Source organism: Celerinatantimonas yamalensis (assembly GCF_046054155.1).
GTDB lineage: Bacteria > Pseudomonadota > Gammaproteobacteria > Enterobacterales > Celerinatantimonadaceae > Celerinatantimonas > Celerinatantimonas yamalensis.
The window spans coordinates 205241-230764 of sequence record NZ_JBEQCT010000002.1; the positions used below are offsets into that span (position 1 = coordinate 205241).

Genomic DNA, 25524 nt, shown 5'->3' on the forward strand with positions numbered 1-25524 from the left:
ATCCATGTCATTGTTTTTTAATAATTTCATGAAAAATAAGTAAACTATTGAATATTTCAGGGGGAAACTATTAACAATAAAATCATATTGAAATCAGTCTATTTATTGATTTATTAATAATATTTTTTTACTTAAAAAACTCTAAACTTATGAAAAATTATTATATAAATTACGACTTAAACCTTTAGTGTTTTTTAATCTCATACTGGATTAGATCAATCAATTACTTTTCACAAAATTTGGGAATTATCTACATTTATAACGATTAGCTTTCTTTTGTGTGTATGTGCTGAATCAATCACTATCTTTTTTTCATTACCACTTGGCCTTGGATGTAAATCACATCTATAACCGCTGTCATTATATACGGAAGCGAACTTCCCTATAAACTCAAAGGTATCTTTTTTAGTATCAAAAATCATAAGATGTCTATAATTCTCACTGTCTTGATAAGTATCATTCAACAACCTTCTTTTATCATTGAGCCAGCTTTGATGACCATTCCCAAATAAAGTATTGTTTCCAATGACCTTAAAATCATTAGTTCTATCATTATATACAAGAAGCTTTGACTGATTGGATATCTTTGATTTTACTTTATCAGACAATAATAATTTAATAGATTTATATAATGGCTTGATAATTATTTTTAAAAGTTCAATACTTTTTATCATATTTGAAGATTTTCCAATAAAATCTTAATTGTTGTATGGCAAACATGTCCAAATTGACAGTCTTTTATTATCTAGCTAATAATGATGAGAATAAAATCTGACATCTGGATACATAAATAAATTCTCACCATTTTGACTATTTTCTGTATAAACTCTTGAATGATCTACACCACCTGTAGACCATCTATGAAAAAACATAAACCGATCACCACTGGTGTTATACATAATATGCTCAAGCTAGTTATTAGATGTATCAAATTCAATTAGCTTATTATTATTTACTATATCTGTGATTTTTATCATCAGGTGTCTATCCCCTGTTTCTAGATCAATCTTATATACCCCATCATCTTTATAATAAGGCACATCCCACTCTTTATTTTTATAATTATACCCAGGACGACACCAATAATTTTTTCATAACTTATTTGGATGTTTTATTGAATAATTATTTCTTATATTCATCAAAAATAAGATGAGACAAATAAACTTCATATGAAAAAATATAATTCGTGAAGTTTATTTTTTATCCTTCTTACAATACACTTTTTGACATTTAACTTTACTTTATTTTTCTTTAATATATTCATCAAATGATAAATTATTTATTTTTAATATTCCACTTTTTGTTAAATTATTCAGTTTAATTTCATTTTTACTACAATATTCAAATAAATGATGCCATTTTCTAAGAGAATTAGACATTGAATTAAGTGATCTTATTATTGTTTGAAAACTCATCGTTAGATCTTCTGGGTTATGTCCATATGAATGAGAATCTGTTCTGCCCAATAAGCTATAACACAAACCATTTCCATCGACACCCATAATATTTATTACATCACATCCCATGTAAATAGCCGCTGTAATACCATGTTCTACGACAGCATTACTATAAGTTCTTTTTGTTAAATCGATTCTTTTATTAAAAAACATGGGGGTTATAGTCAAACTTCCATCTATCCAATAAATATTATATTTTTCTTTGTATGGTTTTAAAATATCTAAGTTATACCAACCACTATTTAACAAAAAAGTCACATCTGGATTTTTCTTAGCTATCTCATCTAAAAATGAAATGGACCATTCCCCGGTGACTAATTTAGGATCTACAATCACATGATACTTAGGTTTTATGATTTCATATCGGGAATCTAAAAAGGCGCGATTGACCATAAAAACTATCTCATCCTTTAGGAGAGTTAAGTCTTGTTTATTTATTGATGGACCATTTCCTATGACAAAACATCTTTTGTTTTTATGATTATCTTTTAGATCTATATTTTTTTTTAGCTGCTTGTGCTTACCTTTAAATACCCTGTCGTAAATAAATTTTATGCACCGCAATTTATTTATTATTTCAAAATAAATATCATCTATTTTTTCCTTGGTATTTCTTTCATAAATACACACATTTATTACCTTATTTTTAATAAGTCATAACGTAAAAAACATATTCATTACGTTTAACACAAATGTTCAAAAAAATCTTTTATACTCCTATAGTTTAATGCTCTTATTTCTTTAGCCCAAGATCGATAGTTCTTCATCTCTGTCCATTGTGTTAAGAAAATGAAATCTAGATCTGCTGCTTGAGCTGATTGGTAGTCATATAGGCTATCACCTATATATAGGGCAGATTGGATGATATTGCCGCTTTCAATTTCTCGCGTTAGAATAGTTTCCTTGGTGTCAGGACTGCCGAAAATCCCACCGTCGAAGTAATGGTCTAGACTACGGACTTTAAAGAGTTCGCGCAATTCTTGCTGGTCACCACCTGAGACAATGAGCCAGTTGGAGTGTTGAGTTTTCTCTCGTAATTCTTCTAAGCCATCTGCCACTTCGCAGTTCATCAAAGCATTTTTTACTTCGCACGCAAAGTTATCCAACAATTGTATTAACTCATTTTGGTTAATAGGCTTTTTTAAGATATCTGTAAAGAGATATTTAAATTTGGCATAGCGTGAGATACCACCGTTTTGTACATGATAATCTTTTAGTGCTTTCGCTGGTTCATGGCCATACACTTTTGCAACATCGTAAAAAGATTGAGTCTTTACTTTATTAGAGTTAAAAACCACACCATCACAGTCAAATACGATGGTTTTATAATCTGCTATATTTTTTTTTATCATCATAAAGATACTAAACCTGATCGTATAATAGCTTGAGCAATATTAAAATCATCTTGCCAGTCGATATCAAAGCCTTGAATTTTATCTAATGGATACAAATAAGGAATTCTTCCAATTCGATCATTTAAAGATTGATAAATTTTTGCATTAGTAAGAAATACTGCGCTATTAATTTCATAAATTGGTTCAATCGTTTGTGTTCTTGGCCACTTTTCTATTGATCTATCATAGTTTATTGGATTTCTTTTATTCCAAAAAAAACCATGCATTAAATTGGTGGTCATAAGCGAATCATAACCATTTTTCTGTTCAGAAAAATATTTTTCAATAATTTGATCATAAACATCAGCTGTTAAAAAAGGCGATGTAACATGCGTCCATAAAATATCTCCTTCTTTTATTAGATCTAGGGCGTGTGCAACAAGATCATCAGTACTTGTTTGACTTGATGAAAGTTCTTCGAGGCGTTTGTGTAATATAATTTTTTGATTATTTAAACTCTTAGCATAATCAAGAATTTCATCATCGTTAGTAGTCAAATAGATAATATCTATATACTTTGAATTAATTAGTTGCTTTAATTTAATTTCAATAAGACCATTTTTGAACCCCCCGAATGACTTAATATTTTTCTGGGGAACCCGTTCACTACCTTTCCTGCAAGGTAAAAAAACATTAACTTTTTTCATAGCTTTATTTCTGCATACCAAATAAACTTTGTTTTTTCATGTGATAGCGTGTTGGTGTTAAACTAATTAATTCAAGCGGACAATTCGACGAAAGATATTCTTTAACTATACTTTCTGACTCGTTGTTTCGCGGATCACCATCAGGATAGCCATCAAACCCAACCAGAAAAATACGTTTTGCTTGTCCACATGTAGCAATAGCAAGACTATATGCCATTACCAAAGAAGTTGGCAATTGAGCATAATTATCGAAAAACTCAAAGCCAGTATTATTAATGGAAACACCAAAATCTAGTAATTTCTTAACACTAAGGGCTTGTTTAATTTCCTCAGGCAACATTGAAGCAGGTGTAATTAATGGCTGTTGTAAAGTAAGATGTTCCTGACAATCAGCAAGTAAACGCACAGGGTGACAGGCGGCTCGAGCATTAATAAGCTCTTCACGTAAAGCTTTTTGCGTATTGAGTGCGATCACGTAAGGATGATACTGTTCAATAAATGCCTCTATAGCTGAGCAATATTTCACAACACCAGGCCCAGTTCCAACGATTAATACATCGCGCCCTTTTATGATGGTTTTGGGCGACCAAGTACCACGCGGTTCGCCTGAATAGAAATGACGGGCTGCTTCAAGCGTGTTTAAGCTAAATTTTTTTCCACCCTCTACTTTGAGATACTCAATCACAGCAATAATATCTTCATCACTATAGCGTGAGTCTTGGAGCATTTCTTGGATGTAAGTTGGATGAATGCCAAATTGTCCTGCCATATAATAATAAGGATTAGTACCCCAACCATATTGAACTTGTAGCGATTTAAAGCGTTTGTGAATCAATTCAAATAGCTTAGTGGGATTACCATTGAAAGGTCGATAAGGAGCTAACGCCATCGCAAGATATTCTGTTTGCGCATTTCCAGGGCCTCGCCCCATACCAGTAACGGTCGAATCCACCCAGATAACACCATTACGAATGGCTTGTAGCGTATTGGCGACCGCTTGCCCCATATTGTCATGGGTATGAATACCCAATGCGCCTTTCCAGCCTGCTTGAAAGGCTTGAATGATACTAGACATATCTTTCGGTGATAGACTACCCATCGAGTCAGCAAAATACAAGACATCAATTGGATAATTATTAGCCTTCCGAGCTAACGACGTCATCTGCTCATACGAACGGTCTGCAACCTGCATTAGATTAAAGCCAACCAGATATCCCTGCTCCTTAAGCCAGTTTGCTGCCGATAAACAGGCTTCAAACTCATGCACATGACAAGCGATACGCACTAATGACACCGGAGATTGTAATTTAGGTCCAAAAAGCTTAGACAGTGTTTCTTTTTGGTTATTAATCAACTCTGCACCGTTAATCATGACAGCTATCTTATCACTAAGCTCTGTAGGTATCGGCAAACTGCTTAAAAACGAATCAGTACTGAAAGCAAAGCCACCTTTAAAACCTTCATTTTTAAGACTGCGCAAACCAATTTCGACAAAGTCTACCTGTAATGCAGCCATGGCCTGTAAATATTCTGAAACTAATGCGATCGAAAAATCCCAATCATTATAATAACCACCATCACGGAGTGTGCAGTCTAAATGGATTACTTTGTTTTTGACCATAGATCCTCTATTCCATACAAATTTATTTTAAATTTTTCTATAACTATCGAAAAACTGTAATTATTTATTAAAAAGTTAAGTTTAGAGATTTATTCTTATTATTTTCTTGCACAAACTAAATTTAATATTTAAATTAACAAGTAACATTAAATTATAAGATATAGTTTTTATAAAAATTCATTTAACATTATTATAAATTTCTAAAAGTTTCTTATTTCTATTTTCTATAGTATAGTCTTTATAGTATTTTTCTATCGCATTTTTCGTTTGTTTTTCTAACAACTCTCTATCTTCGCTATATATACTAAAAGTATTTACAAGCCCATCTATTGTACTATCAAAAGCACCATTTTTTATATACTTCTTAACTACCTCATCAAATTCTTTTTTTGTTTTCCAAACTATGCCGTATTTTTCCACATCATATACATTAATGGGAACATCTATCTCCACACCATTTTCGTTATCTATAAAATCTTTTGAATGTTGTGTTCTATAAATGATAATTGGCTTTCCATAAGAAGTGCCTTCAATAGCAGTTATTCCATCAGTTAACGTTAATGCCAAAACCACATCTGAATTTTTGTAGAGTTTGTTCTTTAATTCGCTTGATAATGGGGCCTGCTTAACTAATTTGATACTTTCATGTAGTTTATTTTCCACCTCTTTAGGTATGTCATGACTAACTAATGTTAATGTTGCATTAGTTCTATCTAAATATCTAAAATTTTCCCATGCTTTAAGTACTATAGCCACTCCTTTTGTATGGAAATTTGAAGCGATAAATAAAAACCCTATTGATTCAGTCTTTTCCTTTTTACCAATTTTTATATTATCTTTCCACGGAAGAGGCATCACTACAGACTTATCTAAAATTTCATTATGAGGAAAATAATATTTGAAAATTTCTCTTTGACCATTTGAAATAAAAATGATTTTCTTTATTTTAGCACTTAAATACAGCTCTTTGATTTTTTCGCGTCTATTGTAGTACTCAACCGGCTCCCTAATAAATACTTCATAAGAAGCAATAATAGAAAATGCATGATCAATTATTTCTAATATATAGTTTCTTTCTAGATCTTTTTTACTCCCCCCCATAACTAAATGTAATAGATGGGCATTTTTTCTATTAGAATACTTTATAGGTGGATTATTTTTTAATTTATCAAAAGCGGGATGAATTAAATTGGTTTTGTATGGAAAATATATTTTATAAGGATTTGATATTTGCATCATCCTTATAATATATTCTTTGATCTTTTTAATTTTAGTGATGAATTTATTGGATTTTATATTTTGTGAAATACTCACCGTAATTTCCTCTTTTCCTATAAAAATTCACCAAGTAAAAGTGCACGAAAAAAAGCATAACTGATATAAGAACAGTTGAGAGTGCAGATCCTAAAATTCCGTAGCGCTCTATAAAATAATAGTTCATAAAGATATTAATAATTCCTGCCAATATATTAATTGGCACAACAATATGGTTCTTTTCAAAGATCTGATAAAATCCAGCTATTGTCATCCCTGCTATCTGAAAAAATGATGCAAAGACTAAGAGCCATAAAAAACCTAAAGACTTTATATATGAATGATCGATGAAATAGTTTGCCAAAATATATACTAGTCCATAAAAACTTATACCCATTATAACAGACACCCCAAAAAAAATTAAAATAATTTTATAGGCTCTCTGAAATGATAGATCTAGATTTTTTTCCTTAAAAAAATATGGTAACCATACATTTTGAAAAGACTGAAATACTAGCATTAAAATGCCAATAATTACCATAGCGAAACTGAAAACTCCTAGTAGAGAATTATCTAATTTTTTTTCTATTACAAATCGATCACCAAAGTTTATAAAAAAAACCGAAAGACTCCCTACAGCCATCGGAAAGCCATTACTAATTCCTCTTTTATAAAATGCGATAGTACTATTTTTAAATTTAAAATTATGTTTTTTTAAAAAAAAACGATAATAGAAAGCTAGAATCATTACATAACTAACTGACACTGCTAAAATTCTTAGCTCACTTTTCGGTAAAGAAACGAAATATAAAAGACACAGTGAAGATACATTAATAATAAAAAACTCAACTATACTTTTCCTCTGTATCAATTTTATATTTTCTGATTGATATAAAAATGACATCAATATTTGATTTAAGGCAGTTAACATTGCGAGAATCAACATGCTATAAAAAACAACATCACTAATAACATGTTTTAAAAAAAGTTCTATGAAATAGCTTTTGAAGAGGATTATAAAAAATCCAAAAAAAAGAAAAGAAGTAAATAATATCAAATGAACATTCTCTACCAATGCATCTCTTGTATATTCACTACTATGATAAAAACGATTTAATGTTGCATGTTGCCCAATACCGAAAACAAATGCCATCATTCCTACAATGGAGATAATGTAACTGTAATTGCCAAATTCTTCTTGAGACATGAGATTTAAGTAAACAGGAAGAAGTAAAAAACTAGCTCCTTTTACTATAAGATTAACACTAAAAAGTTTGATAAATCTTTGCTTTACTTCGGCAGTCTTCAACTTTCAGAAACCCATTCAATCATATTTTTAATGCCTATCACTTTATCTACTTTTGATGACCAACCAATCATCGATTTAGCCTTTGCACTATCAGCTACGAAGACGAGTTGATCACTTTCCCTTGGAGGAAGCTGTTTGTAGACCATTTTGATATCTAATTCTTGTTCCAAGAAATGAAATAACTCTAACAAAGATGAGGAATTTTCGATACCACCACCAATATTAAACGATTGGCCTTTCGTTTGTTCAATGTTCTTGCTAGCCATTAAATATAAATTGACACAGTCACTAGCAAATAATAGATCTCTTACTTGTTTTCCGTTTCCTGAAATAGTAAATGGCTCATTTCCCTCACCTTTTTTAATTTCGATAGCTTTTTGAATAAACCAGCCAACCCAGCCCTGATCATAGGTAGCAAACTGACGCCCACCGAACATAGACGAGTGACGAAATACAACTGTTTTCAGCCCATAGATTCGATGAAAATCTAGCATATATTGATCTGCACACCCTTTTGAAGTGCCATATGGCGAATGAAAATCTAAATTTACTGATTCATCAAAACCATTCGGTTTTTCAATACATTGATATCGAGTTTCTGTCTCTTCATAAGTGAACTGTTCTAAGTCACCATAAACTTTGTTAGTCGATGAATAAACGATCGTGCTGTCTGGAGAAAACTGACGAACAGCATTCAGTAAGTTGAAACTTCCCATTGCATTCACTTCAAAATCCATTCGTGGATCGGCTATTGATGTTGTCATGGCAACTTGGCCGGCTAAATGAAAAATTACATCCGGTTTAATAACTTTTATTGTACGTTCAACGTCGTTGGCATTACGAATGTCGGCATGAATAAATTGAAAATCACCAATAGTTTTAAGCCATTCTAAATTTTGATAACTGCCAAGACGATATAAACTATCAAATATTACAACATCTTCACCATTAGTTAATAATCTAGATGCTATATTTGAACCTAAAAAACCACACCCACCTGTAATTAAATATTTCATTTTAATTCCTCTAATAACTTTTTAATGCCTTCTTTATAATTGGTCTTAGCTCTCCACCCCAGTTCTTTTATATAACTAGCATCTACATTTGGTACCATCATCTCATTGTCACGATAGGCGACAGCTCCAAAATTCAAGACTGTATTAGAAGGTGGATACATTAAATTATAAGCTGATATGATTTGATTAATAAAGTCCTTGACTGTAATAAGTTCACCACTCGCTATATCTATTTCGATATAGTTTGGAAGCTCATTCTTATGTTTTAATACAATATCAAATGCTGAAACCACATCCTCAATATAGATAAAATCTCGCTGCTGAATACCACTTGTTAATGGCACTGAGCGAACATCATTTGCAATTTGAGTTATCAACCATTTTACAAATTTATAATCATCATCACCTACGCCATACATATGTTCAATTCGCAAATTTATAAATTGGATCTTATCTTGAAGACGTTCTCCCCACTGCTTAAACTGCAGTTTACTTAAAGCATAAGAGCTAACTGAAGGATTTAATGCTGAATCAGCATTGACAAAACAACTCGCTTGAGATTCTATCGCGACTTCAAGTAATTGAGTTGCAAACACAATATTTGTTTGCAGCAACGAACTTAACGATTCACCATGTCGCCCATAACTGCAAGCAGTATGAATCATTATTTCTGGTACAGCCCGTCGTACTTGTTCCTGCCAGTTGTCGATATCTGCATCAATAAATCGAATGGCAGATGAAATGCCTTTAAGTTTATCCAGGGAAGAATGGCGTCGTTTGATGCCATAGACGGTATGACCTTGGGCGATAAAAAAACGGGCTAAATGGCTACCGAGAAACCCAGTTACTCCGCTGATGACAATTGTTGGCATACTAAAAATTTAATCCAAAAAATTCTTCAAATTTCTCAATCACATAATCTAAATGGTTCTGATTAAGCCCTGGATAAATACCAATCCAAAAGGTTTGATTCATGATCCGGTCGGTATTGGTTAACTCTCCGACTACACGATAGTTAACATTTGAAAAATAAGGTTGGCGCGTTAAATTACCAGCAAATAGTAACCGCGTCCCAATTTTAGCTTCATCTAAAAATTGAATAAGTTGTACACGTGTTACACCAGCCGTTTCTTTTAGCGTAATGGGAAAACCGAACCAAGATGGTTCTGAGTGATCAGTGGCTTCTGGTAGCTCAATAAACTCAGCGCAACTTTGTAGACCATTTTTGAGATAGTCAAAATTAGCTTTACGCGTTTCAATAAAACTTGGTAGCTTGTCGAGCTGCGCGACACCGCAAGCAGCCTGCATATCTGTGATTTTTAAATTATAGCCCAGATGTGAATAGGTATATTTATGATCATAGCCAAACGGCAGCGAACCTAACTGTTGGCAAAAGCGTTTGCCACAAGTATTGTCACACCCAGGTTCACAATAGCAATCTCGCCCCCAATCACGGAACGACTCAAGTAAGGTTTTTAGTTTGGCTGATTGAGTAAACACAGCACCACCCTCCCCCATGGTAATATGATGGGCCGGGTAAAAGCTTACAGTTGCAATATCACCAAATGTCCCCACTAATTTGCCATCATAACGCGTACCTAGTGCATCGCAGCAATCTTCTACTAGCCATAACTTATATTTGTCAGCAATTCGTTTCACTTCTGCTAAGTTAAATGAATTACCTAAGGTGTGAGCAATCATAATCGCTTTCGTTTTGTCAGACACCGCAGCCTCAATTAAGCTTGCATCGACATTATAAGTTGGAATGTCCACATCAACAAAAACAGGCACCAGTCCATTTTGAATGATCGGGTTAACCGTCGTGGGGAACCCCGCAGCGACCGTGATCACTTCATCTCCGGGCTTGAGTGCGCGCTCTTTTAACTTAGGAGAGGTCAGTGCTGTTAACGCCAACAAGTTGGCCGATGAGCCTGATGTGGTTGTTAATACATGCCGCACACCTAAAAATTCACCCAATTTTTGTTCAAATTGATGATTAAACCGCCCCGTGGTTAACCAGCCATCTAAAGAAGCGTCAACCATATGTTGTAATTCACTCTGATCGAGTACTTTACCCGATGGCGGCACCACATCTGTTCCTGGTTGAAATGCTTTCGGCTGATATTTCTGCTGGGCATATTGGCTGACTAACTCAGCAATTTGGGTCCGTAATTCTTGCTCTGTCATCGGTAATCCTTGGTCTCGGTATATCGTTTTATTTCATCCAGGCTATAGTGCTGCATATCTTGATTTGCTAACCAGGCTTTATGCCAAGCCACTATTTGGGTAAGCGTTGTGGGCAGAGTCCAGCGAGGGTGCCAATTCAACAATTGGTTTGCTTTGGAGCAATCCAATTTCAGATAATGTGCTTCATGGGGGTGCTGGCCGGCTTCAATATTCCATTTGGCCTCATCACCCCATAAATGGGCTAACTCTTTGACAATGTAATCGACAGGCTGCGCATCACTGCTGTGTGGCCCAAAATTCCAGCCACCATTAAATTCAGCGCCTTGGCTAAACAGCTGCTCAGCGACCATCAGATATCCGGCCAATGGCTCTAGTACGTGCTGCCAAGGGCGAATGGCATATGGATTACGAATTTGTACGGTTTGTTTTTGCTCAAACCCTTTGAGAATATCTGGAATTAATCGATCAACCGCCCAATCCCCCCCACCAATCACATTGCCCGCGCGCACAGATGCCACTGCAACCCCATGGCGATGATGATCAACGCCATTAAAATAAGAGTTGCGATAAGCACTAGTGACCAATTCTGAACACCCTTTACTATTGGAATAGGGGTCGTAGCCGCCCATGGGGTCAACTTCGCGATACCCCCAAACCCACTCGTTATTTTCATAGCACTTATCGCTGGTCACACACACCACTGCCCGCACGCTGCCGGCATGGCGGATAGCATCAAGCAGATGAACGGTTCCCATCACATTGGTTTGATAGGTTTCGATGGGATGATCATAGGAATAACGCACTAAGGGCTGAGCAGCCATATGAATCACAATATCTGGCTGATAGCTTTGCAGCGCCTCTCGCAGCAGAGCTGCGTCACGAATATCACCAATTTGGTGGCTATCACATAGCTGCTCGATGTTTGCTTGTTTAAACAAACTTGGCGTGGTTGGAGGCTCGAGTGCAAACCCTTTCACTTTAGCGCCCATAGAAGCTAACCAAAGTGTTAACCAGCTTCCTTTAAACCCGGTATGACCCGTTAAAAAGACTTTTTTATTGTTCCAAAATGATGGTGTTGGCATGATTATTCCCACACTTTCCAAGGGGCTTGCTGATTTTCCCATAACTCTTCAAGCTTAACCTTATCACGCAGTGTATCCATTGGTTGCCAAAATCCTTCATGTTGAAACGCCATCAACTCACCATCAGCAGCCAGTTGGTTGAGTGGTTGTTGTTCCCATATGGTTTGATCACTATCAATGAGATTAATCACTTTAGGGGAGAGTACAAAAAAGCCACCGTTGATCATCCCCCCATCGCCGCGTGGTTTTTCTTGAAACGACTGCACCGAATTTTGCTCAATTTTCAATGCCCCAAACCGCCCAGGGGGATACGTTGCCGTTAAGGTCGCTAATTTGCCATGATTACGATGAAACTCTAAGCTTTTAGCAATATCAACATCCGCTACCCCATCGCCATAGGTAAAGAAAAATTCCGATTCATCTTCTAGATACTCCCGCACTCGGCGCAGGCGCCCGCCTGTCATTGAATGCTCCCCGGTATCAACTAGGGTAACTTTCCAAGGCTCTGCCCGTTTATGGTGGACACACATCTCATTTTTAGACATATCAAAGGTAATATCAGACATATGCATAAAGTAGTTCGCAAAATACTCTTTGATAAAATAGCCTTTATAGCCACAACAGATAATAAAGTCATTGACACCATAGTAAGAATACATCTTCATGATATGCCATAACATGGGTTTACCACCAATTTCGACCATTGGTTTTGGTTTTGTTACCGTCTCTTCACTGAGCCGAGTTCCTAAACCACCGGCTAAAATCACTGCTTTCATCGTTACTCCAGTGTACTAATTAGTTGATGCGACAAATGCATCAGAATAAAAGTGCGTTACGGCTAGCCCATGTTGCACCAGTAACTTGGCGGCGCTAGCTATCATATTCGCTGAGCCACAGGCATAAACATGTGCACTCGAAAAATCATGTAACTGCTGCACCGCAACTTGCTGTACATACCCTTGCACGGCTGGTTGCAAAGCGCTTTCTTGTGAAACGACAGGTACATAATGAAAATTCGGATTGAACGCTTGCCACTGCTGCGGTGATTCATCGTAAACATCACTCAGATGACGATTTCCCCAAAATAGATAAATGTCACCCGTATAGTGCTCTAAAAAGAGCTGCTTTAACATCGCCTTTACTGGTGCAAATCCGGTTCCTGTTGCCAAAAACACTATTGGTCCAGAGTGGTTTAAGTCACGAATAAAAAAGGTCCCTTTTGGGCCATGTAGTCGCATTAACAGATTTTGCCGGATCTGAGTCAATAATTGATGGCTCATGACCCCGTGTTCAACCCGCTTAATGTGCAGTTCAAGCTGTCCATCACAAGGGAGCGATGCTAGCGAGTAACTGCGGCTCACACCATCCAATGATAAATCGATATATTGCCCAGCTAAATAGTTTAAAGGCTGATTAGGCGGCGTTCGTAGATAAAGCACGAGTACATGATCATTAATTAGCTGATAGTCAGTCACCTTGCAGGGAATCAGTTTTTCTTCAATGCCAACTAACTGCGGAAAGTAATCCGCAATTAGATCTACATCACTCACGGGTTGATATTGACAAGTCAGTACTACTTTCTCTTGACCATTTTCCACTGCAATGGCCTGGCAACTGTTACACCGCCCCGTTTTACAGCTATGGCTTAATGGGATCTGTTGGCGTAACGCAGCGCTTAACAGTGTTTCACCCTTTTTAACGCTGAATTTAACATCTGAAGGGATTAATTTAATGGTTTTTGTCATTACGAATAAACTGTTTAATGAAGATAAAAAAAACACCCAATATGCCGCCCAAAATAACCGCAATAACGACTATCAGTTTGCGTTTGGGTTTACTTGGATTTTCTGCGACGACAGCCGGATCAATTGTTTTAAATGCATATTCTTTACGCACTTTGGTGAGCATGAGTGTTTTGGTTTGCTGCTCAATTAACTGATAAAGCATGGTGCGGTTATCTGCTAAACTCGTCTGAGCGAGCTGACTATTTAAATACTGGATGCTATTTTGTGCATCAATCATGTCCTGTTGGCGCATCTCTTCATTCAAATCGCTAATGAGCCAAGTAGCCCATTGCTGGGCTATATTAGGCGAGTAATAGTTAATACTAACTGTCGTCATATTCGTTTTGGTATCAGTATCTACAGATAATATTTTTTTAAGAAAATATTGTGTAGCATCTAAGCGGGTTGGCTTTAAACTCTTCTCATCATCGCTCAGCCATTGCTTGGTTTTGGGATTATATAGGCTTGTATTATATTTAAGTTGTTCGGTCTTTTTATCCCAACCTTTGGTTGCCATCAGCTCGGGCAATAGATGGTGGCGAGTGATAAAATCACCGATAAATTTGCGTGACTGCAGTACTTGCAAGGCCAAGATGGTTTTATTGCTCCCCCCGCTACCCAAATTGACCCCAGCTAGTGAGGCTAAACCACCAAATTGGCTGGCTAGACCAGCAAGTTGGCTCGCTTGACTATTGTCAGCTGGTGCAATAAGTACTTGCGATTGATAAATATTCGGTTGTAATTTGGCATAAATAACCCCACCGATGCCAAACACTAAAGCAAAAGCAATGATCCACCATTTACCGTGCCAAATAACAGCAAATAATTCACGCAAGTCAATTTCATCATCTGCCACTTGCGGCATCGGGTAATAATAGCTAGGCGGTGGGTATTGGGGTGTTTGTTGTTGATTAGGTGTTTCGGTCATTGATATACCACTATTAAAGCGAGTACCCGAATTCCACTTAATGTGATTCGGGCGACATGAATAAGAGAGAGATCCTGGGTTTCGCTTCGCGTTACCCAGGCTACAAAAATCGCCATTTTTATTTGACTGCTTTCCAAGCTACACCCAGTTGATACATGATCTGAGTTGCGGTGCTTAAGGTACTTAACCCGTCTAAGTAGTCGGTATTGATCGGCACAATAATGGTATCACCCGGCTGTAATGGTTTACTGCTACGCGCAAACCAATACGATTGGTTCGGTAACATTACCGCCCCATTAGCACGGATCACATAGATTCGCTCATCATCGGCTTGTTTTTTCTCACCACCGGCCATATCAATATACTGCTGCACCGATTTCGATGGATCAAAGGTAAAGTTACTGGCCAGTTGCACTTGCCCCATCACCGAGATGGTATTCCGTTTAGGTGGAATATACAGTTTGTCACCATTTTCCAGCGATACATCGTCATTCTCATTACCCCGTAAAATTTTAGGTAGGTTGATCACCAAGCGCCCCATCGCTGGAACACTATTGAGATCATCTACTACTTTTAAGGCATCGGTTGGGCTCGTCGTATACTGGGCAGAGGTCGTTTGCCGGCGCAGTGCTAATGATGCAATCTCTTGGCGCAAATTATCAGCGAGCATTTTCATACGCTGCTGCTCTTGGGCGCGTAATATTGCGCGACTAAAAATAGCCCCTTGCGGATAAGCATATTGGGTTAAACCGCCTGCTCGAGCGACTAAGTCCGCAATACTTTCACCTTTACCAATGGTATAAATGCCGGGATGGTTCACTTCACCTTGAATTTCAACCGTATTATCAACCGTCCAATTCGTCTTGCGCTGAATTTCAATGCGATCTTTAGATTGCAGCGCAAAATCGGGCGCTTGACCTGTCAGTGTTTTGACCAAGTCAAAACGTTGGTGATACAACGAAATTTTACCTGGCATCACCACTGAACGGGTTAATTCAGCCTCATCTTTTGCAGCAGACTCTAATAGGCCACCGGCTGCGGCAACGGCATCTTTTAAGGTCGCCCCTTCCACTAACGGATAAGTTCCAGGGTATGGAACAGAGCCGCTAATCACATACTCTTGCAATGGCTCGCCATTTACGGCTTGCTGTTGTAAGCGTTGCAAAATAGGTTGCAACAGATTTTGTCTTGAATCAGGCCCAGCAGCCTCTTGCTGATTACCCGAGTGATCAAGAAAATGCGGTTGCGGCTTTTTATCGTTCACAACTTGAACGCCGCTGTCAGGGTTGATGGTTACAGCGTTCGTTGCATCATTTGAGTTCGCTGCAGCATGCTGATTAACCAAAGGTTTCGCTGACGGTTCTTCCCACGCCTTAACATTTAACGCATCAGCAAAGACAAAAAGTTGATCATTATCTTGCAGCGTTAAGTTTTGTTTACCTAGAGGTGAGCGAATGGCATCGCCTAAATTAAATTGCAGTACTTTAATGTGGTGTTCTGGGTCTATTTCTCTCACCAATAAAGCATAATTTTGATCCGTGTTTGGCAATAGATCATCGCTAGCATTGGTAAAGAGATCGGATATTTTCATCCCTTGATGAAAGGCATATGCGCCTTGGCGTGTCACCGCACCGCGTATCATGACCACATTTTGCAATTGGTCACTCACCCGATGAATACGAATGCTATCGCCATCTTTTAAAACAAGGTCACGACCTTTCGCACGACTTAAGTCAGCGGTGATCACATGCACGCCATCTGCTTGAAAACGCTTAATCTCAACCTGCTGTAAATAAGCAGCCGCGCTACTTCCCCCCGCATCTTTGAGGAGACGACCCAGTGTTTCACCCGGTTTTATTTCATACACGGCTGGACGTCTAACTTGGCCACTAATCGATGCACTCGCCCCTTTGGCCCCCACAAATACCGTATCCCCAGATTCTAAACGGATATCATGATTGGTTTTTCCCTCTAACAGTAAATCATACAGATCTAAACGATCAATTACTTTGTGGTTACGGCGAATGACAATTGTGCGCAAAGAACCCGTTTTACGAAATCCCCCCGCAGCAATCAACGCTTGAGTCACCGTCGCTAAGCTGGGAATGTTGTATGCGCCCGGTTGATAAACATCCCCAGTAACATACACCTGCATGGTGCGTAGCGACCCCAGTGATATTGACAAATCCACACCCAATATTTGTTTTTTAATCCGATGGGTCAGATTGGCCTTTAACTCTTTAAAGGTTTGTCCCGCCACATGAATGGGGCCCAGTTGTGGAAACTGTACTGCGCCGTCTCGCCCTACATCCAACTGATAGCTCTGGTTTTGGCTGCCAAACAGTTGGATATCAATCTCATCGCCTGGGGCGATCAGGTAATTGTTTGGAACGGGTAGATCATCCACTGGCGTATAACTTGAGGGTTGGCTTGCAAATAAGTCATAGCCAAAATCAATCAACCCATTAGAGTTAGTCTGAGGCTCACTAGCCTTGGCTGGCGCAGTATCTAATTTACGGGGTTCAATGGTTGACTGAGCGGGCGTTTTTTGCGATGCGTCACTCCCACCAGTTAAACTTGATAGATCAACCCCATATTGTTTCGCAAGTGCTTGTTGTTCAGCTTGGGGAAGTTGTTTAAATTGGGCAATTTGCGCCGCTGAGAAGTTAGCCGCGCTGGCGGTGTAACTTATCAATGCTGAGAAAAGTAAGGTCCACGTTATTGTCGCTATTTTCATTAATTATATCCAATCCACTAAAATTAAAAACGAAAGTCCCAACTACCCCAGTAGTTCCACTGATCAACACCTGCGGATGCAGACGCGTTATAATCGGAGCCTATGGTCAAGCGGCTATTGGCAAGCGGCAGTTCAACCGATGCACTCATACGGTTCTTGTTTTGTTCATTCACAGTTTGATAGCGTTGACCTTGCAGCGTCCATTCCCAATCAGTTGGGCTTACCCATAATAATTTGATTGTTTTAGACTCACCCACATCGCCATTATTCACTGCCAATTGATTATGCAGCCCCGCTTCTTCGCTTCGATTGGCGAGCCCTTGCTGCCACTGCTGCTTAGCATCTGCGGTTAAATTTTTCACTTCAACGATCCAGCGCAGATACTGCTCCCCTATGTTAAATTGGCTTTGCCACCCTAATACGGTTGAACCTAACGATTGATCATTAATGAGTGTTGCGCCTTGGGCGTACACACTTTGGGTCACTGTTGTTTGCCCAACATTGATACTAGGAAGACTTAAACGAATGTCACCGCTATATTGGTCTTGCTGATTCGCATCGGATTGGATAGGCCCAGTCACATAACCAGTCAGACCACTTTTACTAAACCATTTTTGATAACTCATCCCAAGGTTTAGCCAGCTTACTGGTGCAAACTCAAGACGACTTGACCATTGTTTTTGATTGTTATTTGGAGTTCTCTGACTACCGATAAAGGTTTCAACATGCCAACTACCGATTACAGGCCAATTGTATGCATCATACGCTAAATCAACGCCCGGAATCGTCCCGCGGGTATGTCCCCATGCTAAGTTGTAAATCCAAGTTGGCCCCCACCAACGCTGAACAGACCCCAACGAGATACTGGCATTACCCGCATTAAAAGCGATATAGCTATTATCAAGTGAGAATTCGTTCTTTTCATGACCAAATTTGTTAGGGCCACGATGATAGTTTGCCGCTAAGCGAAAGGCATAATGATGCGATGTGAGTTCATAACTAGAGAGAGCTTGCCATTTTTGCGTGAGTGGAGCGGCAAAGCTTGAATCATCTCGCGGGGTTTTCGCATAGCTTGCTTTAAACTGTCGATTGCCGCGATCAATGAGCGCACCTTGAATCGCATAGGTAATGTGTGCATAGGATTGACGAAGTGCGGGTGACAATTGACGAGTATCAATATCTTGTAAATCGCTATCAATACCAGACCACCGCAGTGGGTATGTATTAATGGGGGTATGAATCAACCCGGCATCAGCCAGAGCCTGCAAATCTGAGCGAAGATATGCATTATCAGGTTCCAGCCATGGGGATGCTGTGGCCAAAAAGCTGACAAAAACGCTCAAACAAGCAGATAAAGCGAGCCCTGCGGGAGCAAGTCGATTTTTGTTCAATCGCTTAAAATGGATATTGTTCATAGAGAATGAGTCCACAATCGCAAAACATAGAGTGTTGATATTGAAACCAACCAGATTTGTAAGGCGGCGTTAACCGACACGATAAAAGTTAACGATGGGGGTGACCGTTTAACCATTTATATTGATCAGCACATACCATTTTATTTTCTAAGACACGCTACCGCCCCTAGGTTTAGCTCCCAGAAAGCAATAAAAACAATGTTGCCTTATTCTCATTTAGTTAAGAAACAAGGCAATTTTTTAAATGAGGATGGAAGATTATCATTAAAAGCCTATATTTCAGGCACCTAGGCCTTAATTCCATCCTGGAAAATATAGCTTTGTTATACTACACAGATAATTTATTAAAATAAAGCTCAACCGAGGTGTCATCACGTGCTTTTATACACATAATATGCGATGTAGGAAGTGACAAAAAAGTATCATCGGTCTGTCATAGAAAAAACATAATTTTTATAAAAAACAAATAAAATCAAAATATTATGATTTTTATGATTATAACCAATAGTATAGTTCATTGTTATTTTGACGATTCTTTACCCAATTAAACTCATCAATAAGTAATAAATACAACAATGTAACATTTCACCTGCGTGTATTCCCTACAACTGAACAGGTCATCATCTTACATCCATCATAGGTAAAACCTTGTGTCTAACATCTTAAAATAACCCAATAGATATTGGGGGCGATTCATTCTATTTTTTAAATGTGCATAATACACAAATACCGCCACCACAATAGTAAATATCAATAATTGCTATCGCCTAACTCTAGTCATGGCATTCATTATTATCAATAATATACTGAAATATTATATAAGCGTTCACTTATATGCGATCTGATTCTGTCTAATGAGCCGATGTTCCTAGCGACAGAGCAAGCTACCGGCATATCGGTGAGCATACGATAATCGACGATCGTTGAGCATGGATGCAAATTCATGCACTCCGGCATCTTAGAGGGATTGAATGGTTCGATAAGATAATGGCAAGGGCTATAAGGAGTAATCGAGCAACACGGTGGTGCTGCTCGCAAATAAAAATAAGGTAGGATGGTTGATTAGTCAGCACCAAATAAGTCGCGCGTATAAACCTTGTGCGCCACATCACTAAGCTCTTTGCTCATCCGGTTCGTGATAATCACGTCACTCATGGTCTTAAATTCGGCTAGATCACGGATCACTCTCGAGTTGAAAAACTCGTCATCATCGAGCACAGGTTCATACACAACGACTTTTATGCCTTTCGCTTTGATGCGTTTCATCACACCTTGCATCGCCGATGCGCGAAAATTATCCGACCCTGATTTCATAATTAATCGATACACGCCCACAATTTTAGGCTGTTTGGCCAATATCGAATCAGCAATAAAGTCTTTGCGAGTGGTATTGGCATCAACAATCGCTCGAATCAAAGTATTCGGGACTTCATCATAGTTAGCGAGCAGCTGCTTCGTATCTTTCGGTAAACAGTAGCCGCCATACCCAAACGATGGATTGTTGTAGTGGCTCCCAATGCGAGGATCCAGCCCAACCCCTTCAATAATTTGTTGAGTACTTAGCCCATACGTCAATGCGTAGGTGTCTAGTTCATTAAAATAGGCCACTCGCATCGCCAAGTAGGTGTTGGCAAATAATTTGATCGCTTCAGCTTCAGTGGGGTCAGTGAACAGAACAGGGACATCCTTTTTATAAGCCCCTTCAAGTAATAGATTGGCAAAAGTACGTGCGCGCTCACTTCGTTCCCCTACAATAATCCGAGATGGATACAAGTTGTCATACAATGCACTGCCTTCACGTAAAAACTCAGGCGAAAAAATAATATTGTCACAACCAAACTGTTCTTTCAGTTGCGCCGTATATCCCACTGGAATAGTTGATTTTATCACCATCACCGCACGCGGATTAATCACTAATACCTGTTTGATCACCGCTTCAATGGAACTCGTATTAAAATAATTAGTGGTAGGATCGTAATCGGTCGGGGTCGCAATAATCACAAAATCAGCATCTTGATAGGCTGAATCGCCATCAAGCGTCGCTGAGAAACTGATGGTTTTATTGCTTAAAAAATCTGATATTTCGCGGTCGACAATCGGAGATTTTTTTTGATTCAGCAGTTCAACCTTCTCAGGAATAATGTCGACAGCTGTCACATCATGGTGCTGAGAGAGCAACATCGCGTTGGATAAACCAACATACCCGGTACCCGCAATTGCTATTTTCATATTTAAACTCTTTAGATAAATTAATAATAAGCGGCTTAATGCTTAGAGGGAACTCAATACGACAAGGTATGATAGCAGCATAGGCATCAATATAATTTGAGTAAAACATACTGGATCTATTGGAAACTTCAATAGTTACCTGCTATTTATATTTGATGAATAACATTTTTAGTGTTAATGCGTTCATTATGTCGCAATAAATTGTATGGCAATAGTATGGTCAACTCGATATAAGCAATAAAAACAAACGTTTAAAAAACAATATTGTCAATACAATTTTTTTGATAAAAGTTTGAACTAGATCACGTTAATGGTTAAGATGAGCACAACTACACCGGCACAGTACACTGGCGTCAACCTGACTCCCGTGAATTGGGCCTGCGGCTTGCATAATGACAAGCCCGACCTAATCCTGCGCTTTTAGCCAGGACTTAACGACGAAAATAGTATCGATACTATGCTCAGCGTTCTGCGACAAGGGATCTCTTCCCACTGGTGTGAAATGGTTTTTAACTATACATCGATAAGAGGCTCGCAATGAAACAAAGTATTGCCGATTACATCGCCGAAGTATTGACTCAAGCAGGCATTAAACGCATTTGGGGGGTTACTGGAGATTCATTAAATGGGCTGAGTGACAGCCTGCAGCGGCGACAAGAAGTTGAGTGGATGCCGACCCGTCATGAAGAAGTTGCCGCCTTTGCTACTGGCGCTGAAGGCCAGCTCAGTGATGAACTGGTGGTCTGCGCTGGCTCATGTGGGCCAGGTAATATGCATTTAATCAATGGCTTGTTTGATTGCCATCGCAGTCATGTGCCTACATTAGCGATTGCTAGTCACATTCCATCTCATGAAATTGGTTCAGGTTACTTTCAAGAAACGCATCCCCAAGAACTGTTCAAAGAATGCAGTGTCTATTGTGAGCTCATCAGTAACCCTGAACAGATGCCTTATGTCTTAGAGATTGCCATGCGTAAAGCAATTTTGGAGCAAGATGTTGCTGTTATTGTGTTACCGGGTGATATTTCGCTGCAGCCTATTCCTGAAACGGCTAAGGTCAAATGGCGTACTCCAAAACTACCTGTTATAACCCCAGTTGATGATGAACTAGCAGCTGTTGCTAAGGTGCTCAATCAAGCTCAAAATATTACATTGCTATGTGGTGCAGGTTGCAAAGGGGCCCATGACGAAGTGGTGCAATTAGCCGAAACGTTAAAAGCACCTATCGTACACGCGATGCGTGGCAAAGAGTTCATTGAATACGACAACCCGTATGATGTGGGCATGACCGGGCTCATCGGTTTTTCATCGGGTTATCATGCCATGGAAAATGCTTCCACATTGGTCATCCTAGGCAGTGCCTTCCCTTATCGTGAATTTTATCCTGAAAATGCCACCATCATCCAGTTAGATATTAAATCTGGGGCACTTGGCGCTCATACCCAAATCGATTATGGATTGATCGGGGATACCAAAGCAACGCTGAATAAACTGCTACCTATGTTGCAAGTACGGACCGATCGACGTTTCTTAGACAAAGCCCTCGAACATTATCAGGAAGCACGCAAAGGCTTAGATAAATTAGCCAATGAAACCAATAAAAAAGGGGTGGTTCACCCACAATATTTAACACGCCTTCTCAGTGAAAAAGCAGATGATGACACCGTGTTTACCTGTGATGTTGGCACACCGACAGTTTGGGCAGCTCGTTATCTGAAAATGAATGGTAAACGACGGATTTTAGGCTCATTCAACCACGGCTCTATGGCCAATGCACTGGCTCAATCTATTGGCGCCCAAGGGATGAATCGTGATCGTCAAGTTATTGCGATGTGTGGCGATGGCGGGTTAAGCATGCTGATGGGCGATCTACTCACTGTCAAACAACTGAATCTTCCGATTAAAATCGTCGTGTATGACAACCATTCATTAGGCTTTGTTGCGATGGAAATGAAAGCCAGCGGCTTTTATTCTCGCGATACTGACTTAGACAATCCTGATTTTGCCGATATTGCCAAAGCAATGAATATTGAAAGTGCTGCGGTCAATGACCCCGACCAGCTTCCTAGCGCCATTGACCAAATGATGCAAAGCAAAGGCCCATTCTTATTAGCTGTACGCACGGCTAAACAAGAACTTGCTCTTCCACCCAAAGTGAAATTTGCCCATGCGAAGGGCTTTAGCATCTATATGATGAAAGCCGTACTCAATGGTGATGGCAGTGAATTGGTTGAATTAGGTAAAACCAACTGGCTACGCTAAATCATCAATCATGTCGTTATCAAAGCCGCTCATTGAGCGGCTTTTTAGTTTGTAATCGTAGCCAAATGGCAGCATCAGCGGATATTTAGATACGGTTACATTGATTTTTAAGCAACCCTCTCTTCGTAGCCCGGTAGCAGCGCAGCGGATGCCGGGAGCATTGTGAGTTTAACTTTCCAGAGTAGCGGATGCCGCGAATCGTGAGTGAATCCCCTAGGTTCGACGATCAAACGAGTTAGGATCCCGGATTCCATTTCATTGCATCCAGGCTACGACTAACCATTGATTTTTAAACAACCCTCTCTTCGTAGCCCGGTAGCAGCGCAGCGGATGCCGGGAGCATTGTGAGTTTAACCTTCCAGAGTAGCGGATGCCGCGAATCGTGGGGGAATCCCCAAGGTTCGACGATCAAACGAGTTAGGATCCCGGATTCCATTTCATTGCATCCGGGCTACGACTAACCATTGATTTTTAAACAACCCTCTCTTCGTAGCCCGGTAGTAGCGCAGCGAATGCCGGGAGCATTGTGAGTTTTAACCCACCAGAGTAGCGGATGCCGGAAATGGTGGGTGAAGCCCCAAGGTTCGAGGATAAAACGGATTGGTTTTCCCGGATTCCATTTCATTGCATCCGAGCTACGACTAACCATTGATTTTTAAACAACCCTCTCTTCGTAGCCCGGTAGCAGCGCAGCGGATGCCGGGGGTATTGTGGATTTAACCCACCAGAGTAGCGGATGCCGCGAATCGTGAGTGAATTCCCAAGGTTCGATGATCAAACGAGTTGGGATCCCGGATTCCATTTCATTGCATCCAGGCTACGACTAACCATTGATTTTTAAACAACCCTCTCTTCGTAGCCCGGTAGCAGCGCAGCGGATGCCGAGAGTATTATAAGTTTAACCTGCCAGAGTAGCGGATGCCGCGAATCGTGAGTGAATCCCCAAGGTTCGATGATCAAACGAGTTGGGATCCCGGATTCCATTTCATTGCATCTAGGCTACGACTAACCATTGATTTTTAAACAACCCTCTCTTCGTAGCCCGGTAGCAGCGCAGCGGATGCCGGGAGCATTGTGAGTTTAACCTTCCAGAGTAGCGGATGCCGCGAATAGTGAGTGAATTCCCAAGGTTCGATGATCAAACGAGTTAGGATCCCGGATTCCATTTCATTGCATCCAGGCTACGACTAACCATTGATTTTTAAACAACCCTCTCTTCGTAGCCCGGTAGCAGCGCAGCGGATGCCGGGAGCATTGTGAGTTTAACCTTCCAGAGTAGCGGATGCCGCGAATCGTGAGTGAATCCCCTAGGTTCGACGATCAAACGAGTTAGGATCCCGGATTCCATTTCATTGCATCCAGGCTACGATGTTTGAATTAAGACTCAGCGTTTGATGTAGCCCGGTAGCAGCGCAGCGAATGCCGGGAGCATTGTGAGTTTTAACCACCAAAGTAGCGGATGCCGGAAATGGTGGGTGAATCCCCTAGGTTCGACGATCAAACGAGTTAGGATCCCGGATTCCATTGCATTGCATCCGGGCGAGACTCATTTATAAGCTTTAATTTATATGGCAATCGATCTAAGACAATTCACCAAAATCACCATTTACATCTTCTTCCCCTAACCAATCATCAGGTAATATCCCCTTTTTAACATATGCATGAAAACTCGAATAGGGCCAATCAGAGACCTGCTTAACTAAACCATGTTTGTATGGATTTCGATGAATATAATCCAAATGATTTAACCAATCACATTCATCTCGAATACAATGTTCCCAATATCGAGATTGCCAAATAGGTTGACATTGTGTCGGGGATTTTTTAGTCAGCCCCCTGCTAAATCGACTTTTCATTGATTGAACAAATTTGGGGTAGTAGCACTGCTGCTCAGGCAGTTGAATAAGCATGTGTAAATGTTCAGGCATTATTGAAATAGCGTGTATATGGCATAGGTAACGAGAAAGTGCGTACTTGAAAGATTCTTTTAGTAGCCCGATCTGATCAGTCAATAAAGTCGAATGGCGATTGGCAAGAGTTAACGTTAAAAAGTAACACCCACCAGGCACAAAAACTCGACGATAGGAAACCATTCACACCCCTTATTGATTTTTTTATTAAATTTATCAAATAAAATGATCGATTTGTAGCCAGCTCTCCACATTTCCTTTTAAGTTAAATTAAAAACCTCTCTTCGTAGCC

Annotated in this window: 19 protein-coding genes; 1 reads left to right on the plus strand and 18 read right to left on the minus strand. The window is 39.4% G+C overall.

Annotated features, from left to right (window positions below):
• Nucleotides 1–230: 230 nt before the first annotated feature.
• From ABUE30_RS05465 to ABUE30_RS05545, 17 genes are all read right to left on the minus strand, one after another.
• Nucleotides 231–674: a hypothetical protein gene (locus tag ABUE30_RS05465; RefSeq protein WP_408622701.1), complete on the minus strand. Its 444-nt coding sequence runs from the start codon at nt 672–674 to the stop codon at nt 231–233.
• A gap of 567 nt (nt 675–1241) precedes the next feature.
• On the minus strand, nt 1242–2087 hold the full coding sequence (locus ABUE30_RS05470) for a 6-hydroxymethylpterin diphosphokinase MptE-like protein (protein ID WP_408622702.1): 846 nt from the start codon (nt 2085–2087) through the stop codon (nt 1242–1244).
• Nucleotides 2088–2140: 53 nt separating this feature from the next.
• The gene (locus tag ABUE30_RS05475; protein WP_408622704.1) at nt 2141–2812 is read right to left on the minus strand and encodes an HAD family hydrolase; all 672 of its coding nucleotides are present in this window, start codon (nt 2810–2812) and stop codon (nt 2141–2143) included.
• Entirely contained in the window at nt 2809–3498 is a 690-nt protein-coding gene (locus tag ABUE30_RS05480; protein ID WP_408622705.1) for an acylneuraminate cytidylyltransferase family protein, read from the minus strand. Before ABUE30_RS05480 ends, ABUE30_RS05475 begins: the two co-directional genes overlap by 4 nt.
• A gap of 4 nt (nt 3499–3502) precedes the next feature.
• A complete protein-coding gene (locus ABUE30_RS05485) occupies nt 3503–5119 on the minus strand; it encodes an aldolase catalytic domain-containing protein (protein WP_408622707.1) in 1617 nt (538 codons plus the stop codon).
• 177 nt (nt 5120–5296) lie between these two features.
• Entirely contained in the window at nt 5297–6433 is a 1137-nt protein-coding gene (locus tag ABUE30_RS05490) for a glycosyltransferase (protein ID WP_408622708.1), read from the minus strand.
• Entirely contained in the window at nt 6402–7682 is a 1281-nt protein-coding gene (locus ABUE30_RS05495; RefSeq protein WP_408622709.1) for a lipopolysaccharide biosynthesis protein, read from the minus strand. The genes ABUE30_RS05490 and ABUE30_RS05495 overlap by 32 nt, the downstream gene beginning before the upstream one ends.
• Nucleotides 7679–8698 carry a GDP-mannose 4,6-dehydratase gene (locus tag ABUE30_RS05500; protein WP_408622710.1) on the minus strand — a complete coding sequence of 340 codons (1020 nt, stop codon included), beginning with the start codon at nt 8696–8698 and terminating at the stop codon, nt 7679–7681. Before ABUE30_RS05500 ends, ABUE30_RS05495 begins: the two co-directional genes overlap by 4 nt.
• A complete protein-coding gene (locus tag ABUE30_RS05505; protein WP_408622711.1) occupies nt 8695–9570 on the minus strand; it encodes an NAD-dependent epimerase/dehydratase family protein in 876 nt (291 codons plus the stop codon). The genes ABUE30_RS05500 and ABUE30_RS05505 overlap by 4 nt, the downstream gene beginning before the upstream one ends.
• Nucleotide 9571: 1 nt before the next feature.
• Nucleotides 9572–10885, minus strand: a complete 1314-nt coding sequence (rfbH, locus tag ABUE30_RS05510; RefSeq protein ID WP_408622713.1) for a lipopolysaccharide biosynthesis protein RfbH — start codon at nt 10883–10885, stop codon at nt 9572–9574.
• Complete coding sequence (gene rfbG / locus ABUE30_RS05515) at nt 10882–11967, minus strand: CDP-glucose 4,6-dehydratase (protein WP_408622714.1); 1086 nt, start codon at nt 11965–11967, stop codon at nt 10882–10884. The genes rfbH and rfbG overlap by 4 nt, the downstream gene beginning before the upstream one ends.
• Nucleotides 11968–11969: 2 nt before the next feature.
• Nucleotides 11970–12743, minus strand: a complete 774-nt coding sequence (rfbF, locus tag ABUE30_RS05520; RefSeq protein WP_408622715.1) for a glucose-1-phosphate cytidylyltransferase — start codon at nt 12741–12743, stop codon at nt 11970–11972.
• A gap of 15 nt (nt 12744–12758) precedes the next feature.
• Nucleotides 12759–13712 carry an FAD-binding oxidoreductase gene (locus tag ABUE30_RS05525; protein ID WP_408622716.1) on the minus strand — a complete coding sequence of 318 codons (954 nt, stop codon included), beginning with the start codon at nt 13710–13712 and terminating at the stop codon, nt 12759–12761.
• A complete protein-coding gene (locus tag ABUE30_RS05530) occupies nt 13696–14679 on the minus strand; it encodes a Wzz/FepE/Etk N-terminal domain-containing protein (protein ID WP_408622717.1) in 984 nt (327 codons plus the stop codon). Before ABUE30_RS05530 ends, ABUE30_RS05525 begins: the two co-directional genes overlap by 17 nt.
• A gap of 118 nt (nt 14680–14797) precedes the next feature.
• A complete protein-coding gene (locus ABUE30_RS05535; RefSeq protein WP_408622718.1) occupies nt 14798–17416 on the minus strand; it encodes an SLBB domain-containing protein in 2619 nt (872 codons plus the stop codon).
• Nucleotides 17417–17439: 23 nt separating this feature from the next.
• A complete protein-coding gene (locus ABUE30_RS05540; protein ID WP_408622719.1) occupies nt 17440–18831 on the minus strand; it encodes a capsule assembly Wzi family protein in 1392 nt (463 codons plus the stop codon).
• 1062 nt (nt 18832–19893) lie between these two features.
• Nucleotides 19894–21060 carry a nucleotide sugar dehydrogenase gene (locus ABUE30_RS05545; RefSeq protein ID WP_408622720.1) on the minus strand — a complete coding sequence of 389 codons (1167 nt, stop codon included), beginning with the start codon at nt 21058–21060 and terminating at the stop codon, nt 19894–19896.
• 537 nt (nt 21061–21597) lie between these two features.
• On the opposite strand from ABUE30_RS05545, the gene poxB reads away from it, so the two are divergent.
• Complete coding sequence (gene poxB / locus ABUE30_RS05550; protein ID WP_408622721.1) at nt 21598–23322, plus strand: ubiquinone-dependent pyruvate dehydrogenase; 1725 nt, start codon at nt 21598–21600, stop codon at nt 23320–23322.
• 1580 nt (nt 23323–24902) lie between these two features.
• On the opposite strand, the gene ABUE30_RS05555 is transcribed toward poxB, so the two are convergent.
• Nucleotides 24903–25415, minus strand: coding sequence for an REP-associated tyrosine transposase (locus ABUE30_RS05555; RefSeq protein WP_408622722.1), 513 nt, complete (start codon nt 25413–25415; stop codon nt 24903–24905).
• Between the last annotated feature and the right edge of the window lie 109 nt (nt 25416–25524).

What these genes read in the sequence shown, in the direction of transcription:
- ABUE30_RS05485 (WP_408622707.1), bottom strand. Translation starts at nt 5,119, where the DNA reads ATGGTCAAAAACAAAGTAATCCATTTAGACTGCACACTCCGTGATGGT.
- ABUE30_RS05465 (WP_408622701.1), bottom strand. Translation starts at nt 674, where the DNA reads ATGATAAAAAGTATTGAACTTTTAAAAATAATTATCAAGCCATTATAT.
- ABUE30_RS05480 (WP_408622705.1), bottom strand. Translation starts at nt 3,498, where the DNA reads ATGAAAAAAGTTAATGTTTTTTTACCTTGCAGGAAAGGTAGTGAACGG.
- ABUE30_RS05555 (WP_408622722.1), bottom strand. Translation starts at nt 25,415, where the DNA reads ATGGTTTCCTATCGTCGAGTTTTTGTGCCTGGTGGGTGTTACTTTTTA.
- ABUE30_RS05525 (WP_408622716.1), bottom strand. Translation starts at nt 13,712, where the DNA reads ATGACAAAAACCATTAAATTAATCCCTTCAGATGTTAAATTCAGCGTT.
- poxB (WP_408622721.1), top strand. Translation starts at nt 21,598, where the DNA reads ATGAAACAAAGTATTGCCGATTACATCGCCGAAGTATTGACTCAAGCA.
- ABUE30_RS05540 (WP_408622719.1), bottom strand. Translation starts at nt 18,831, where the DNA reads ATGAACAATATCCATTTTAAGCGATTGAACAAAAATCGACTTGCTCCC.
- rfbF (WP_408622715.1), bottom strand. Translation starts at nt 12,743, where the DNA reads ATGAAAGCAGTGATTTTAGCCGGTGGTTTAGGAACTCGGCTCAGTGAA.
- ABUE30_RS05535 (WP_408622718.1), bottom strand. Translation starts at nt 17,416, where the DNA reads ATGAAAATAGCGACAATAACGTGGACCTTACTTTTCTCAGCATTGATA.
- ABUE30_RS05545 (WP_408622720.1), bottom strand. Translation starts at nt 21,060, where the DNA reads ATGAAAATAGCAATTGCGGGTACCGGGTATGTTGGTTTATCCAACGCG.
- rfbG (WP_408622714.1), bottom strand. Translation starts at nt 11,967, where the DNA reads ATGCCAACACCATCATTTTGGAACAATAAAAAAGTCTTTTTAACGGGT.
- rfbH (WP_408622713.1), bottom strand. Translation starts at nt 10,885, where the DNA reads ATGACAGAGCAAGAATTACGGACCCAAATTGCTGAGTTAGTCAGCCAA.
- ABUE30_RS05500 (WP_408622710.1), bottom strand. Translation starts at nt 8,698, where the DNA reads ATGAAATATTTAATTACAGGTGGGTGTGGTTTTTTAGGTTCAAATATA.
- ABUE30_RS05475 (WP_408622704.1), bottom strand. Translation starts at nt 2,812, where the DNA reads ATGATGATAAAAAAAAATATAGCAGATTATAAAACCATCGTATTTGAC.
- ABUE30_RS05505 (WP_408622711.1), bottom strand. Translation starts at nt 9,570, where the DNA reads ATGCCAACAATTGTCATCAGCGGAGTAACTGGGTTTCTCGGTAGCCAT.
- ABUE30_RS05530 (WP_408622717.1), bottom strand. Translation starts at nt 14,679, where the DNA reads ATGACCGAAACACCTAATCAACAACAAACACCCCAATACCCACCGCCT.